This is a genomic window from Pirellulales bacterium, from assembly GCA_035939775.1.
Lineage (GTDB): Bacteria > Planctomycetota > Planctomycetia > Pirellulales > DATAWG01 > DASZFO01.
In genome coordinates this window covers 1-14922 of record DASZFO010000217.1, presented here as the reverse complement: position 1 = coordinate 14922, position 14922 = coordinate 1, and the positions used below count along the sequence as shown (strand labels likewise).

Genomic DNA, 14922 nt, shown 5'->3' with positions numbered 1-14922 from the left:
GACTACTGCCAGAAGTGACGACGATCATCGGGAGACTGGAAAGTTTGCGTCAAGACAAACAACGCCCCCATATCCAATCCTCCCCAACACGGCTCGGGATCAAGCCCACCAAGTCCGCGGTTTCCACCAGACGAACTTTCGTACAGGGGCGGTCTGCTTGGGCCGCTTAAGTGCTGCCTCACCCGCGACGGTGATCGAAACCCGAAAACTGGCGTTAGTACCGTTGAACGGGTCGCGCCCGGCAGACGCTGCGATTAGCCCTCGCTGGAGGAGCCGTGCGTGCATCTCCTTGAACTTGGTCAAAGAAAGGCCAAGAGCGCTTGCGATATAGTGACCAGTAGATTCGTCGGCCGCGTATCCTCCGCCCTGTTTACGGATGTACCGCAAGTACGTCACTTCCGCTTGATCGAGAGCCATAAATCAAGCCAGCCTCTGCGGCAACAAAATCGCACACGAATTGAAAGGAAGGGCGCGGCCGCGGGAATCATTCTACGGCGCCGAACGACGCTTGCAATAGTTGGCCTTCAACGTGCGGCCGACCCGTGTGGCGCTCGTGCGGCTCGTTGCGATCTAGCCGTTACGGCGACTGACTTCACTCGCGCCATCGGCTTCATCGCGGGCGCCGCTTGCCGACTGGCAAACGGAGTGGCGATCAAGAGCGCGCCGTCTTGTATCGCCAATCCGGCGGCAGAGCACGGTGGATCGACTGCCGTGCGTGTTCGTCACAAAAGAAATGCGGCTCGCCGTCCGATTCCCATTGCCTCGATTCACCCGACGACGGGACTTCTTTCAGGTCGCTGACGGCGCTGGTCGCTGGCTTCCCGCAAATCTCGCAGTTCATCTTCAGCATTCCCAAATGAAAAAGCCCGCGTTGGACCGACGCCGTATTGCTTGCTCCGGCTCAGAACCTCGTGCAATTCATGTGATTGCGGCATGAGGGTCAGCTCCTCATGAGCCAGACCAAAAGGATCACGGCTGGCACGCCGACAAGGCGACCATGTCCGTAGACGACGAAACGATTTGCCGAAGCAGGGTCACCAAGTCCGTTGCCGGTCCAGCCCCAGGTATGGAATAAATGCGGATTCCGCTCCGCTTCTAAGAGCAACGGACCACGCTGGAATCGGAAAGAAATAATTTCAGTTTTGCGCGGCGGACCTGCCAAGAAACCTTCATACGTGAGATCGAGTAAGTCAACTTGGTCCGCTCGAATTACGGCGCCCCTCTGAATTCTCTGGCCACCCAGGATCCCTTGCTCCGGCTGCCCGCGGTCGGCGATAATACAGCAATGATGAAACAACAGCTTAAAGATCGCGAAGCAGTGGAAGCACTTGTCAAGCTCGGCGGCCGAGTGTTGTACAACAATCCCGCAAACCCATCCGAACCGAGCTGGTTTCTTGAGTGGGCGGGAGAATGTAGCGTCTATCGAGTGGATTTCAGCGGCCGCTCCGAAGTCACGGACGCTGGACTCGTGCAACTTGAAGAGTTGACTCAGCTCCGATCTCTGGATTTCACGAGAACCAAAATCACCGATGCTGGGCTGGGCTTTTTCAAACGGTTGATCAATCTTCAAACGCTTGAATTGGCCAGAACCAACGTCACCGACGCCGGAGTGAAAGACCTTCAGAAGGCATTGCCGCATTGCCAGATTCTCCGCCGCTGAGAATCCAGCCGCCCGCGTCAGGCCGCGTCAACCGTGGGACGTGGTATGATAGGGGCATGAACCTGCTTACGTTTCTCAAAGAGCGAAAGCGTGAATTCGTCATGGTCACGCTGAGCACCCAGGATATGGTAGCGTTCACTCGAAAACCCTCCTTGTGCTTGGCGAATGGACCGTTTGACATCCATTAAACGCCGCTGCACGCCGAGAGATTTCGAGTTTTTATGCCGTCAGCAGAAACACCCGCGCAGGGTTCGCTTTGCTAAGATCTAGTTCTTCCGGCGCGGCGAGCCCGTCATTTGGTTTGCCAATTGAATTGGGAGTCGTGTTGGAAGTGAAGACAGATTGATTCACAACAGACCCGACTGTCTAAGGAGCAAAACGATGGCAAATCCCGACGACCTCCGCTATACGAAAATGGCCCTCAACAATGGATCCGGCGCCATTCCCGCGCTCGGCTTTGGCACACTCATTCCCGACCCGATAGCAACCAGAAACGCGACCAAGGCGGCGCTCGAAGCAGGATTTCGCGTCATCGACACGGCGGAACGCTACCGAACTGAAAGGGAGGTCGGCGAAGCGATGCAGGAGGTATTCAAGGGCGGGAAGATCAAGCGGGAGGACGTGTTTGTCATCACGAAGCTCTGGAATACAAATCATCGTCCGCAGCGCGTCAAACCCGCCTGCGAGGCCAGTCTCAAGAAGCTCCAACTCGAATTCGTCGATCTCTATCTCATCCACACCCCCTTCGCTTTCCAGCCCGGAGACGAGCAAGATCCGAGAGACGCCAACGGCAAGGTGATTTATGACCAAGGGGTGACGTTGCTGGATACGTGGAGGGCGATGGAGGACTTGGTGAATGAAGGGAAGTGTAAGGCCATCGGATTATCCGACGTCGGCCTGCCACAGGTACAAGAAATCGTCGAAGCCGCCAGGATTAAGCCAGCAGTCGTTCACGTCGAATCCCATCCATATCTCCCGGAATGGGACCTGTTGAACTACTGCAGAAAGAATGGCATCGTGATGCAAGCTTTCGCGGCCCTGGGCCATAGCAGCGAGCCCAAGTTGGTGGAAGATCCTGTCGTCGTCGCTATCGCCAAGCGAGTCAACAAGACGGCGGCGCAAGTCTTGCTCGCCTGGGCGATCCAGCGCGGGACGGCACTCTTGACGACCTCGAAAACCCCCAGCCGCATCCAAGAGAACTTTGACGTTTCCGCCCTTCCTGAAGACGCGATGCGGGAGATTAGCGACGGAATCAAGTCGCGAGTTAGGTTTAATGCCGTTGTGGAGACCGGTGTTCCTGGATTCATTCCGAGACGAAAGTGATTTTGAGCAAGTGCCTTCTCAGCAGGATTCGTGGGTGAGTTTCGTCTGAGGCAGGGCTCCAAGTGTGCGATATAAGGCGACGCTAACCGGAAACCTTCGAATCGCCGATGCTGCGGTCGATCAAACCGACGCGCGCCGCCGCCCCGCCTAAGTGGTCCGGAAAACAAGCTGCGGATGCACGGGTAGGTTTCCCAGATCCGGGGATTGGGCGCCGAGGCGAGTGGAAGGGCCGGCATTTTGTTGGCTACCCGGTAGTGCGAGCCGATCGCAGAATTCCTCGAAAGCTGGCCATTGGCGGCCTTAACGTCGTGCGTCGGCGCGCGGCAACGCCGGTGTAATGTTCACGCTTCGACGCGACGGCATTCCCGTGGGATCGTCACGCTGTTGCGTGACGAGATTCCTTGAGCTGAGCGCAAGGAGCGCATTCCTCGGCCGCTCGCGATTCGCCGCGGAATTCTCTTCGCAGGTTTCCTTGCGTTCGCTGGGCTCCGGTAGTACCTTAAGGGGGCTGGCAACTCTTCTCTTTCAATCGAGGAGCGCATCATGTGCAGCGCTCATCGCTTCGCGGTCGCGGCGGGCGTCTTGTGTCGGCGACGAATCGTGCCCAGTTCGCTCAGATTCTCGCTCGTCATGCTGTCGGCCCTCGCGGCGAGCCGCGCCGCCCTGGGCGCCAGCGGCAGCAACACCTGGTATCCGGGAGCAACCAGCGGCAGTTGGCCAGTTACAAGCAGTTGGGGTAGCGGGATCTTTAATACGATTGTTCCCGGCGCCACTTCCGGAACCACGAACGCTGACACGGCGACGTTTAATTCCGGCAGCATAGTGACCTCCATCACCCCCGATGCCAATCGCAATCTTAAAAACATCACCTTCGTCACATCGACCGCGGCCTACACGATCGGCACGACCGGCGGCAACGCGCTGTTGATGACCTCCGGCGGCACGATCCAGATCGCCAGCACGTTTTCCGGCAGCAACCTTAACGAAACGATCAACGCTCCGCTGACGCTTGAGGGGGATTACACATTGGCCGACAACAGCGCGCACACGGGCGTGTCGCTGGACTTCGGCGGCGCCATCAGCGCGGCCGACAAGCCAGGGGGTGGTTCAGTACTGACGGTCGCCGGCGCCGGCAACACCGCAATCAGCGGCGCCATTGGCGGCATCAAAACGATCGATCTGGTTAAGTCCGGCGCCGGCACGTTGACCCTGAGCGGCAACAATACGTTTACCGGCGGCGTGACGATCAACGCCGGGACCCTCCAGGTCGACAGCGCGGGCGCCCTCAATTCGAATTCGCCCAACGCCGTCACGTTCGGTTCGGGCAGCAACGGAACATTGTCTCTCAATGGCAACAGCGTCACCGTTGCCGGCCTCAACGGCGACTCGTCGGCCACAGTTTCGGGCAGCGGGGCCGCGCTCACCATCAACAATGCCGGCAACGACAGCTACTACGGCTTCTTGATTGGCGGAATGTCCGTCGTCAAGACCGGCGCCGGCACCTTGTTTCTCGGCAATGGGAATTCGTTCGGCGGCGGCCTCCAGGTCCAGCAGGGCACGCTGGCGGTCACCGCGATCAACAGCGAAGGCACCAACGGCCCTTTGGGCCCCAATCCCGTCACATTGGGTTCCAGCGGCCATACCGGCACACTGGAATGGGAGGGCTTCATGAGCGACTTTCAGGATGCACATTTTTTTACACTCCAAGGCGGCGGCGCAATTCTTGCCGCCAACTCGCCCCTGAACTTGGGCGGCTTCATCATGGGCCCCGGCGGCCTGACGATCGTGTCCGGCCTCGCGGTGACGCTTAGTAATTACGGCAACAGCTTCAGCGGCGGGCTTAACGTCGATGGCTTTCTCGTCATCCCCAGCATTAACAACGCCGGCACGAACGGCACGCTGGGCGCCAACACCAGCGTCACGCTGGGTTCTAACGCAGTCAGCGGCACACTCGAATACAGCGGCGCCACTGCATCGAGCACAATGGCGTTCACGCTGAGCAGCAGCGGCGGCAATTTCCAGATTGACTCGTCGTCAACCAATCTCACGCTGAGCGGGGTGATCGGCGGCACCGGCGCCCTGACCAAGACCGGCGACGGCACGCTGACCCTGAGCGGCAACAACACGTACAGCGGCGGCACCCTCATCAACTTCGGCACACTGAACGTCGCCGCCGACAACAACCTAGGGGCGGTTCCCGGTTCGCCCGTGACCAATATCACCTTTAACCAAGGCACGTATAGCACGCTCCAATTTGCCGGCGCCATGTCGCTCAGCGCGAATCGCTGGATCCTCCTCAACGGCTTTGGCGGCACGATCGACACGCAGGCCAACGCAATCTCGGTTCCGGGCGTGATAGCCGGCGCCGGCTCCCTGACCAAGGTTGGCGCCGGCACGCTGACGCTCAGCGGCAACAACACTTACAGCGGTGGCACCATCGTGAGTGGCGGCACGCTCCGCACGACCGGGGCAGGCACGCTCGGCGCGGGCCCGCTCGCGATCAACGCCGCCAGTGGAGTCACCTCATCCGTCAATCTCGGCAATAACCAAAACGTAAGCAGTCTCAGTGGGACGGTAAGCGGCACCGGCGCCGTCAGTCTCAGCATCGGCTCGGGCGTCACGCTGACCGACAATCAATCGAGCGGCAACACCACGTTTCAGGGCGTGCTGATCAACTCGGGCACGTTTGCCAAGTCCGGGACCAGTTCTCTCGAAATCAACAGCGCCCCCACGCTAAACGCCAATAGCATGTTGCAAGTCAACGCCGGCAAGTTGCGATTCAACTTCGTCAGCGGCGCGGCCACCATCGGCACGGGCGTGACGGCCACGGTCGCGTCCGGCGCCACGTTGGAATTGGCCGGCTCGGTGTCGGCCTTGTCGTCCGGCGCCGATCGCGTGAATGTCATGAACAGCAGCAACTCCCCCGGCCTGCTCGTTTCCGGCACGCACCAGCAAGTCGGCAATATCGACGGTTCGGGCGCTACGCAGGTCAACGCGGGGAGCGACTTGACGGCCAATCACGTCGTCCAAAGCGCGCTGATTATCGGCGGAACTTCCGGAAGTCCGGCCCTCGTGATGATCGACGCCAGCGATGCGTCGGGCAATTCCTTGGGGCAGTCGAGCGGATTGGTCTTGGCCGGGTCGCTGGCGCCCAGCGACCCGTTCGGAGCGCCCGACATGAGTTCCGCAAGCTTGAGTACGGCAACTACCGACAGCACCGATCTGGCTGTCCCGGCAGCGGGCAATTCCGTTGGGATTGGCAATGCCTCGCAGGTGCCCGAACCCTCCACGCTTCTGCTCGCACTCCTTGCGGTTTTGGGTGTAGGTCGCATCCAGTTCGTGCGGCACCACTTCCGATCTCAAACAGTCAGACCCGCTTAGCCGCGACCGCAACGCTCTGCTCTTGATTAGTTGGCTCGGCGCTCGACGCTGCACTCCTGTCACAGATTTTGCGCGCGGCGGTCCGCCCGACCGACGCAGGTTAGCAGTTGCAGCACGCTGGCCGCGTCGAGCGGCTTCGGGCTGGCCAGGTCTCTTGCTCCAAGCGCTCCGTTCGCCTCCGGTGCGCCGAGTTCTTCGAGTTCGGATCCTCCGAGCGCCGGCGGCTCCAGTGGCGATCCGATCTCGGCCGGACCATCCGTGAACGGCGCCACGGCGAACGGCAATCCCTCGGCGGTGCCAGAACCTTCGACGCTCGTGCTGGCCCTGCTCGCGCTGTTCGGCTCGGCGATGATGGCGCTCCTCCGCTTGGCTCGAACCCGCACGTAGGGTACGTCAAGTCCGCGCGGACGCACCGAGAGCGGTGGTCGTCTGACGATGCGTCAGCGCTTCGCTTGACACATCCTACGATCGCGTCGGCCGCCGCATCGACCGCGATGCATGTCCGCGCACGGTGGTGGACATGGCACTCCGCCCGCGCCGCGTACTTCATTTCTCCATCATTTTTTCTTGCCTTCCTAGGCGACTGATTTTAGCATATTGGGGTGCCGGCTCTTCACCTCAAGCGTAGGAGCGCATTATGTGCATGTCTCGAAGCATCGCCGCCGCGCTCGTCGCGGCACTCGCCGTTTCCTTTGGCCGATCGGCATCAGCCGCCGACGTCGTTTGGAATGTCGCGGGCCCTGCTGACTGGAACACCGCGTCGAACTGGAGCCCCGCCCGCGTGCCGACCGGGACAGACAATGCCAAGCTCAATAACGGCGGAACGGCAACCGTCACGGGCAGTGCGCCGACATTCACCGCCCTGTTCGTCTCAAGCGGCGCGCTCGGCACTGGGATTGTCAATGTCAATTCCGGGGGCGCGCTGAACGTCAGCGCCGACGTCGTCAATAATGAAAGCGTCGTCGTCGGCAACGGCGGTACAAGCACCGCGCAGTTGAACGTTAGCGGCACGGGCCTCCTGACCGAGGCTGGCGCCGGCAATTTCTACGTGGGAAGCGCGAGTCCTGGGATTGTGAATCAGACCGGCGGAACGGTCAATCTCTTCACCAACCAGAGCGCCAATTCCTGGCTCCGCATTGGCGCCGGCGCGAATGGGACATATACGCTCTCTAGTGGAAGCCTCACCACGACCAATGCGTCAAACGATCTGGTCCTCGGGAATACCGGCGTCACCGGAACATTCAATCTCAACGGCGGCACGGCAACCATCGGCGGTGCGATCTACAGCTTCGGGCCATCTATCTTCAACTTCAACGGCGGCACGCTGAGACCCAACGCGAACCAGAGTTCGATGGACCAAACCTCGTTTATGTCGGGCCTGACGACCGCCAATGTCCGCAATGGCGGTGCGATCATCGACACCAACGGGTTCAACATCACGATCACCCAGCCGCTCGTTCACTCGACGGTCCCCGGCGATAATGCCATCGACGGCGGTCTTACCAAGAACGGCCTCGGCACGCTGACGCTCTCCGGCGCCAGCACGTACAACGGCCCGACGTACATCAACAACGGCACGGTCCTTGTCCCCTCGGGCGGTTCGCTGAGCGGTGGTGGAAGCCTTTTCATCGGCACCAGCATCGTTGCCGGCCAGAACGGAACGCTCACGGTCGATGGAACAGGCATGGTTTCAGAAACGGATCCCCTCAACGGAATAATCGTCGGGTCCTTTGGCAGCGGCCGGACCGGTACGCTAAACATTGGGACCACCGTCAACGGAGCGTCGCTCACAACGGCAGGGCTAGAAATTGCCCCGACCGGTGCGGTCAATGTCGGCGCCGGGGCCGTCACCGGAACGCTCATTTCCAACGGCAATGTAGACATCAGCGGAGTACTCCAAACAGCTAACCTCGACAGCACGTTCTCGCTCGCCCCGGGTCAGCAGATGATCGTCGAAGGCGCCGGCGCTCGGGCTTCGTTCACGGGAAATTACACTACGACCAGCAATGGCAATTACCTTATCCGCGACAGTGGTGCGAAGATGGAGACCCTCGCAGGCGGGCTTCTCACCGTAGCCAGCGGCGCGACGGTCTCCGTAGAACTGAGCGGGATTCTCTCTTCGTCGGGTGGACTTATCGTCGGAACGACAACTAATGGAACGATTACAGTCGACGGCGCCAATTCCAAACTGACCGTAGCTGGCTCGACCTCGATCGCTTCGGGGGGTTCCGTCGGCCAAATCACCTTCCAAAATGGCTCCTCCGGCAGCACGTTTGGCGCCGATGTCAATCTCGCGTTTTCAATAGCAAACAACACTAATGGAAACATCTCCGTTCTGTCGGGATCAACGATCACGGCATTGGGAAATTTGTACCTTTTAGACCCGAACCCTGACATTGTCAACGGATTGACCCCTTCCGGGCAAAGCGCCACGTTCACGGTCGACGGCACTGGTTCGACAGTGACGCTCAATCCTGGCGCTAATGTCAGTGTCGGACAATACATTGTCAATTCGATCGTCAACCCGGCGACCTTGACTGTCTCCAATAACGGTATATTCACTGTCGGCACGGGTGGAACAACCGCGCTTAATCCCTCAGGGACGATCAATATCAACGGCGGCATCGTCGATCTCAAAACGCTCAATAACAACGGCGGCACGCTCAATTTCAACTCCGGGTCGCTGTCGTTCATCGGGAGTTTCAATGTCGGCGTTGTTGGCTTGCTCGGTCAAAGCCTGACCCTCGATCCTTCCAAGTCGCTGACCCTCACAGGCACCACGACGATCGATCAATTCAAGACGCTCACGCTCTCCGGCGGCACGCTCAGCACGGGCAATCTCGTCAACAACGGAACGTTCAACTTTACTAGCGGAACGCTCGACATCACCGGCGCGGGCGGGCTGACGATCGGCAGCGGCGGAGCGTTGGGCAGCTCGTTCACCCTCGGGGCCGGGAGCAATTTGAATGTCGCGGGCCCCACCATTTGGTCAAGCTCGACTGCCACGTTGACCGTAAACGGCGGGACCTTCTCCACCAACAGCAACTTGCAGAGCTTTGGTTCGATCACGACGAATGGCTCGTTCACCGTCGCTCAACAGGTCTTCAACTACAGCGGAGCAACTCTCGACGTCACCGGCGGCAGTTTCACCGCCGGATATTTCGACAATTTCGGCTCGCTCGTCCTCGACGCAGGAACGATGACCATCAACTCCGGCGCGCTGACCAACAACTCCGGGGCGTATTTCTACATCGGACCAAACAAGACCGCCGTCCTAAACAGCGCCTCGACCAACGCTGGCGAAATCCAGCTCGGCGGCGCTAGCGCGCTCTTGACCGGCCCCGGCTCGCTCGCCAACACCGGCTTGATTCACGGCGACGGCGTCATCGCCAACGCCGTCACCAATAACGCCGGTGGCGAAATTCGCGCTGAAAGCGGCAGGCGCATCAAGCTCTCCGGCGCCAACGGCCCCGATGCGGGGAATATCAATCTGCAAGGAGGAACCGCCGAGTTCTCGCAACCGCTCACGATCGCCAGCACCGGCCAGATCAACAGCCAAGGCAACTTGATCGTTCCCGTCGGCTCGAACACGGGCATCGGTGCCAATCAATCGTCGGTCTTCGGCCTGGCCGATAACGGCGCGATCCAATTCTCCGGCGGCAACACCAACATCTACGGCAGCGTCAATCTTCCCGGCGTCACCAACATGTTGGGCACGATCACTGGACCGGGGACCGGCAAGCTCCTGATCGGCGCCGGCGCGAACACCGTCTCGTTCTACGGTGATGTCTGGAACAACGGCAATCTGTTTCGCACCGCGACAGGAAGCTACGCGGTGTTTTTCGGCACCGTGCATGGAGCTTCATCGTTCTCCGGCGGCGGGACTGTCGATTTCGAGGGAACTCATCAAGTCGGCAACAGCCCGGCGGTTATTGGCATCGGCGGCAACGCGATCTACGGCGTGGCCAGCGCGCTGGATATCAACCTCGGCGGCACGACGCCCGGCAACGGCGCCAACAACTATGCCCAAGTGAACGTGGCCGCCGGCGCCAATCTCAGCGGCACGCTCAACTTGATCCCGTACAACGGCTTCGTCCCGGTCTCGGGAGATAAGTTCACCGTAATGACCTATGCCAGTGAGTCTGGAACGTTTTCTTCGCTCACGGGAACTTCGCCCGCGCCCGGCCTGACCTATTCGGCCGTCTATCTGCCCACGAGTCTCGTCATCCTCACGACAACCAGTGGCGACAAGACCTGGGGAGTTGATGCCAGCGGCAACGCGTCGGTTGGCTCGAACTGGCTCGGCGGCGTCGCGCCTGGCGGCATCGGCGATTCGGCCGCCTTCACGACCATCATCACGGCCAATCGCACAGTGACGCTCGACGCCGACACGACCGTCGGCACGCTCAAGTTCGACAGCCCGAACAACTATCTGATCGCCGGGCCGCACACGCTGACGCTGCAAGCCGCCGGATCAACTGCCGCGGCAATCAATGTCTCCGGCGCCCACGGCAACGGCGCGCAGACGATTGCCGCCCCGATCACGTTGGCCAGCGGTTTGAACGTCACGCAGAACTCCGGTGGCGTCTTTACGATCTCCGGTCCACTGAACAACGTTGCGGGCCATAACTCAATTTCCGTGTCTGGAAGCGGGGTGACGGCGATCACCGGCTCGGTCAACCTGGGCAATGCGACGGCGTTGTCAGTCGGCGGGACGGCCACGCTGCGATTCGGCCTGACCTCCGGCGCGGCCTCGGTCGGCAGCGGAGTGACCGCGACGGTGACCAAAAGCGCGACGCTAGAATTGGCCGGTTCCGTCTCCGCGCTCTCCTCCGGCACGAATCGCGTGAACATCGCGAACAATAGCAATGCCGCGGTCGGAGTGCTCGTCTCGGGCACTAACCAGCAAGTCGGCGGCATCGACGGCCCCGGCAACGTGCAAGTCAACGCTGGCGCGAGCCTCACCGCAAATCACATCACGGCCGGCGCGCTCGTGATCGGCGGCACGGCCGGGTCGCCTGCCCTGGCGACGATCGACGCTTCGGACTCCTCCGGCAATCCGCTCGGTCAATCCAGCGACTTCGTGTTGGCTGGCTCGCTGACGCCCAGTGTCCCTTTTAATGACGGCGTCATCAGTACGGCCAACTTGAGTAGCGTGGCCGCCCGTGACACCGATCCGATGCCGCTTTCGGCTGGAAATTCCGGTGTGATCGGCAATGCATCGCCGGTGCCCGAGGCATCCACGCTTGCGCTGGCGCTCCTTGCGGTTTTGGGTGTGATTAGTACCCAGTTCGTGCGAAAGCACTTCCGATGTCAAACAGTCTGATCCTCTTCGCCGCTGCGACGCTGGGCTCTTGGGTTGTCGGCTGGGCGCTCGACGCTGCATTGTTGGCAGCAGCCCAACCCGCGGCGGTCCGCCCGCCCGACGCAAGTTAGGTTCCTCTAATTGCCAGCCACAAGCTTGGCCACGTCGCCGCCGAGGTCGCGGCGGGCGTCGTCGTAGACCAGCACGGTATCCACCTTCGCGTGGCGGCTGAACTTCTGGACGGCGCGAACGTCGCCACCCGTGGCGTCGAGTGCTTTGGTGATGGCCGCATGGCGCAGGCCGTGGGGGCGGACCCGCTGGCCCGTCGCATCCCCCAGCGCCGTCACGATCGCAAAGATACCGGCGCCGGTCAGGCGGCCGGTGCCCTTCCTGGCCCGGTCGAGGTTGATGAAGAGCGGTCCCGGCTCGTTGCCGCGGATCGCCAGCCAGTCGGCCAGCGCCCGTCGGGTCGGCTCGGGCAGCGTCAGTGTCTCGCGGTCCGTGTGCCCCTTGCCGAGAACGCCAATGGTCCCCGCGTCGACGTCGAGGTGCGCCACGTCGAGCGATGCCACTTCGTTTCGTCGCAAGGCGCGCTCGAATAGCAGTCGGACAATCGCCCGGTCGCGGATCGTCTTGGTGTTGGCGCGACGGTCGAGGTATTCGAGCAATAACCGATAGCCCGTGGCGCCGCAGCCGGCCGTGTCGCGATAGGGGCGCGCCTTTACATTCCCCACGTCGATGGCCCAGCCGATCATCCCCAGCGTCCGGGCCAGCTTCACCAGCGACCGGATCGCGGCCAAGCGATTGTTGATCGTGTTGGCCGATAGGTCGCGCTCGACCATGTTGGCGCGATAGGCCAGCGCCAAGTGGTTCGCCTCGCCGTGGCCGCCGGCCAGTAGGATCCCGGCCGCGTCGTTGGCATCCGCCGCGCCGACAAACGACGCGAAGTCGGCAAGCCCCTGCCGGTAGGTCCGCAGCGTGTTCGGCTTCAAGCCGGCCAGAAAATCGTCGAGCAAGCGGCGAACCGTGTCGTCGGTCGCCAGCGCGCTGGTGGGAACGGGAATCAATTCGGTCATCATGGTTTATTTCCTTGGCTTCGGGTCGGCCGTCCGGCCCTTGGGTTTGGTTTTGGGTTGTAGCTCTAGGCCGAAATGCTCGGCCAGCACGTCGATTGCGGGACCACTCGGCACGCGCATTTCCTTCACGAATTCGAGCAGAACGCGGTATTGCAATCCGGTACCTTTGGCCGTCCGGTATTCAATCCCCCGGACCAGCTCGCGGAGAGTCTCTGTGACTTTCGGCATCGTTCACTCCAATCGGTTCAATTGGGGGCGGTTCCCCCGCCGACTCCGGCGGGCGGAACAGCACCCCTTGTGTTAAGATTTCGCCGTCGTAGTTCACTAACTCCGGCGTACACTCGTCGAACAATGGTTTCTGCCCCGGTAGCGGTTTGAGCGGTTTCATGCGGCCACCCCCGCCGGTTCCGGCAGTTCGAGTAGGGCTTGCTGAAGCGCGTCGAGCGCGGTCCGCAAGCTGTAGCGATGGGGCTTGCCGCCGGACTTGTGCCAGCCCCAATCCTTGGCCTGAAACGGCAGCGGCGCCCCGTCCGATTCGGCCGCCCAAATCGCGACGACGCGCTTCGCTCCGGCTTCGGCCAGCCCCGCCCAGCTATCGAACGTCAGCGGCGCGCCGAACCGCTCCAAGAGCGCCGTGTCGATCAAGCTGGTGTCGTTGCTAGTGGCAATCACGATCGCCACGCTCTGGAAGGTGAGCGACGATGCCTCGCGGAGCCTGATGATCGAGATGTATGAAAACCTGTGGGGCGAGAAGAAGATGTCGAAACTCGAAGCCCTACGGCAGGCGCAATTGAGCATGCTCCGTGAAGGTGTGAAGCGCGGATTGGATTTCAAGGACGATCAGCCGCCCAATAGAGATCACCGCTTGCCCCCTTACTATTGGGCGGCGTTCGTACTCAGCGGTGATTGGCGCTGATCTCCCGGATGCCGGCCAGTTTTCAAGATCCACGTCGTCCAGCGGATGGCACGACGACCTTCCTCGCCCCAGTCGGAAAAGGCTTGGCATTCGAGGGAGACAAGCCGACGAAGATTGCCGACTTCACTGACGGCACGAGCAATACGATTCTGCCCGTGCTGGCCAATGACGATCGGGCCGAAATCTTCCTCCCATTGATGATTACCTTCCATCCCGCGTTTGCGGTGGACACGGTTTCCCCGTTTGCCTCGAAAGTGACGGCGTGCCATTCCCCTTGGAGACTGTCCAGTTCCTTGTCGGCCTGAACTTGGGGAGCATTGGCACCGATGGCCCAAATGCCGAGAAGCAGAGAGATAGTAGTTCGCATTGCGTCAACTATGATCCAAGTGAAACCAAACCCCATCTCCTAAGAGTCCGAAGAGCGGTCGTTAATTTCCTGCGTGTGCCGAATGGTTCTTGAGACGATGCTTGCGCAGCGGCGATCTTCTGGCGAAGCCGCCCAAAACCCAGCCTCCCAAGGCTGGCGCGAGGAGCGATTCGGAATCGTCCAGAATGTCGGCGATTGCCGCCGGATCCGGCAGCCTTGCTCCGGCTGCCCGCGGTCAGGGATAATGCGGCCATGCAAACCGAGCCGCCCAAAGCCGAGCAGCCGAAGCGCAAACGCCGCTGGTTTCAATTCAGCTTGCGATCGCTGTTCGTGGTCACGACGATCGTGGCGGTTGCCGTCTGGATCATTTGCGATGTACGGCCGGCCTCGATCCCGCTGGCGCTTCTTGTGCTGTTGTGGGCTTGCGTGTTGGTCGCGATCGTCGAGTTGCTGGCTAGAAGTCCGCCGGGGCAATGAGGCCGAGCAATAGAATTCTAGGACGCTACCGAATTCCGGCCGCCCAGTATCCCACCCGGCGATGCGTCCGCCAGAGGGCGGCGGGGATCGCGGCTCCCCGCGCCCGCGAATCCCTTGCTCCGGCTGCCCGCGGACGAGGATAATGCGGCCACGCGGGCTGACTCGCCCAAAGCTGAGCCGCCGATGATCGCCGGAGCGTTGGTCCCGACGATCCGCGAAACATATCGGGGGCAAGACCGAACCGAGAAGGCCATTTCCTCCACCGATAAACCATCCGCTAGCGGCCAAGATTAGCGATAGGGCACAGGGTCGAAGTCTGTGCCACGATCGGGAGACCGTGACACAACGTGGTCGTGAGAGCGACGTTGAGCGGCTAAATGAATTCAAACCTTCGTTACCCCGGCAGTGTCATTGATC

The 14922-nt window shown here is 61.1% G+C and carries 11 protein-coding genes; 7 read left to right on the top strand and 4 right to left on the bottom strand.

Features of this window, described 5'->3' with window-relative positions:
• The first annotated feature begins 1285 nt into the window (after window positions 1–1285).
• The 3 genes from VGY55_13570 to VGY55_13560 all read left to right on the top strand — a co-directional run bounded on the left by VGY55_13570 (window position 1286) and on the right by VGY55_13560 (window position 6364).
• On the top strand, window positions 1286–1660 hold the full coding sequence (locus VGY55_13570) for a hypothetical protein (protein HEV2970996.1): 375 nt from the start codon (window positions 1286–1288) through the stop codon (window positions 1658–1660).
• A 381-nt stretch (window positions 1661–2041) separates the two neighbouring features.
• Window positions 2042–2983: an aldo/keto reductase gene (locus VGY55_13565; GenBank protein HEV2970995.1), complete on the top strand. Its 942-nt coding sequence runs from the start codon at window positions 2042–2044 to the stop codon at window positions 2981–2983.
• 543 nt (window positions 2984–3526) lie between these two features.
• Window positions 3527–6364 carry an autotransporter-associated beta strand repeat-containing protein gene (locus VGY55_13560; GenBank protein HEV2970994.1) on the top strand — a complete coding sequence of 946 codons (2838 nt, stop codon included), beginning with the start codon at window positions 3527–3529 and terminating at the stop codon, window positions 6362–6364.
• A gap of 59 nt (window positions 6365–6423) precedes the next feature.
• On the opposite strand, the gene VGY55_13555 is transcribed toward VGY55_13560, so the two are convergent.
• Window positions 6424–6747 carry a hypothetical protein gene (locus tag VGY55_13555; GenBank protein HEV2970993.1) on the bottom strand — a complete coding sequence of 108 codons (324 nt, stop codon included), beginning with the start codon at window positions 6745–6747 and terminating at the stop codon, window positions 6424–6426.
• 254 nt (window positions 6748–7001) lie between these two features.
• On the opposite strand from VGY55_13555, the gene VGY55_13550 reads away from it, so the two are divergent.
• Window positions 7002–11690: an autotransporter-associated beta strand repeat-containing protein gene (locus VGY55_13550; GenBank protein ID HEV2970992.1), complete on the top strand. Its 4689-nt coding sequence runs from the start codon at window positions 7002–7004 to the stop codon at window positions 11688–11690.
• Between the two features lie 116 nt (window positions 11691–11806).
• On the opposite strand, the gene VGY55_13545 is transcribed toward VGY55_13550, so the two are convergent.
• From VGY55_13545 to VGY55_13535, 3 genes are all read right to left on the bottom strand, one after another.
• A complete protein-coding gene (locus VGY55_13545; protein ID HEV2970991.1) occupies window positions 11807–12748 on the bottom strand; it encodes a tyrosine-type recombinase/integrase in 942 nt (313 codons plus the stop codon).
• A gap of 3 nt (window positions 12749–12751) precedes the next feature.
• Window positions 12752–12973: a hypothetical protein gene (locus VGY55_13540; protein HEV2970990.1), complete on the bottom strand. Its 222-nt coding sequence runs from the start codon at window positions 12971–12973 to the stop codon at window positions 12752–12754.
• 156 nt (window positions 12974–13129) lie between these two features.
• Window positions 13130–13417 carry a hypothetical protein gene (locus tag VGY55_13535; GenBank protein HEV2970989.1) on the bottom strand — a complete coding sequence of 96 codons (288 nt, stop codon included), beginning with the start codon at window positions 13415–13417 and terminating at the stop codon, window positions 13130–13132.
• On the opposite strand from VGY55_13535, the gene VGY55_13530 reads away from it, so the two are divergent.
• The 3 genes from VGY55_13530 (at window position 13407) to VGY55_13520 (ending at window position 14505) form a co-directional block, all read left to right on the top strand.
• Window positions 13407–13661, top strand: coding sequence for a CHAT domain-containing protein (locus VGY55_13530; GenBank protein HEV2970988.1), 255 nt, complete (start codon window positions 13407–13409; stop codon window positions 13659–13661). The two genes, VGY55_13535 and VGY55_13530, sit on opposite strands and share 11 nt — an antisense overlap.
• Window positions 13662–13669: 8 nt before the next feature.
• The gene (locus VGY55_13525) at window positions 13670–13966 is read left to right on the top strand and encodes a hypothetical protein (protein ID HEV2970987.1); all 297 of its coding nucleotides are present in this window, start codon (window positions 13670–13672) and stop codon (window positions 13964–13966) included.
• Between the two features lie 314 nt (window positions 13967–14280).
• Window positions 14281–14505, top strand: coding sequence for a hypothetical protein (locus VGY55_13520; protein ID HEV2970986.1), 225 nt, complete (start codon window positions 14281–14283; stop codon window positions 14503–14505).
• Window positions 14506–14922: the final 417 nt, after the last annotated feature.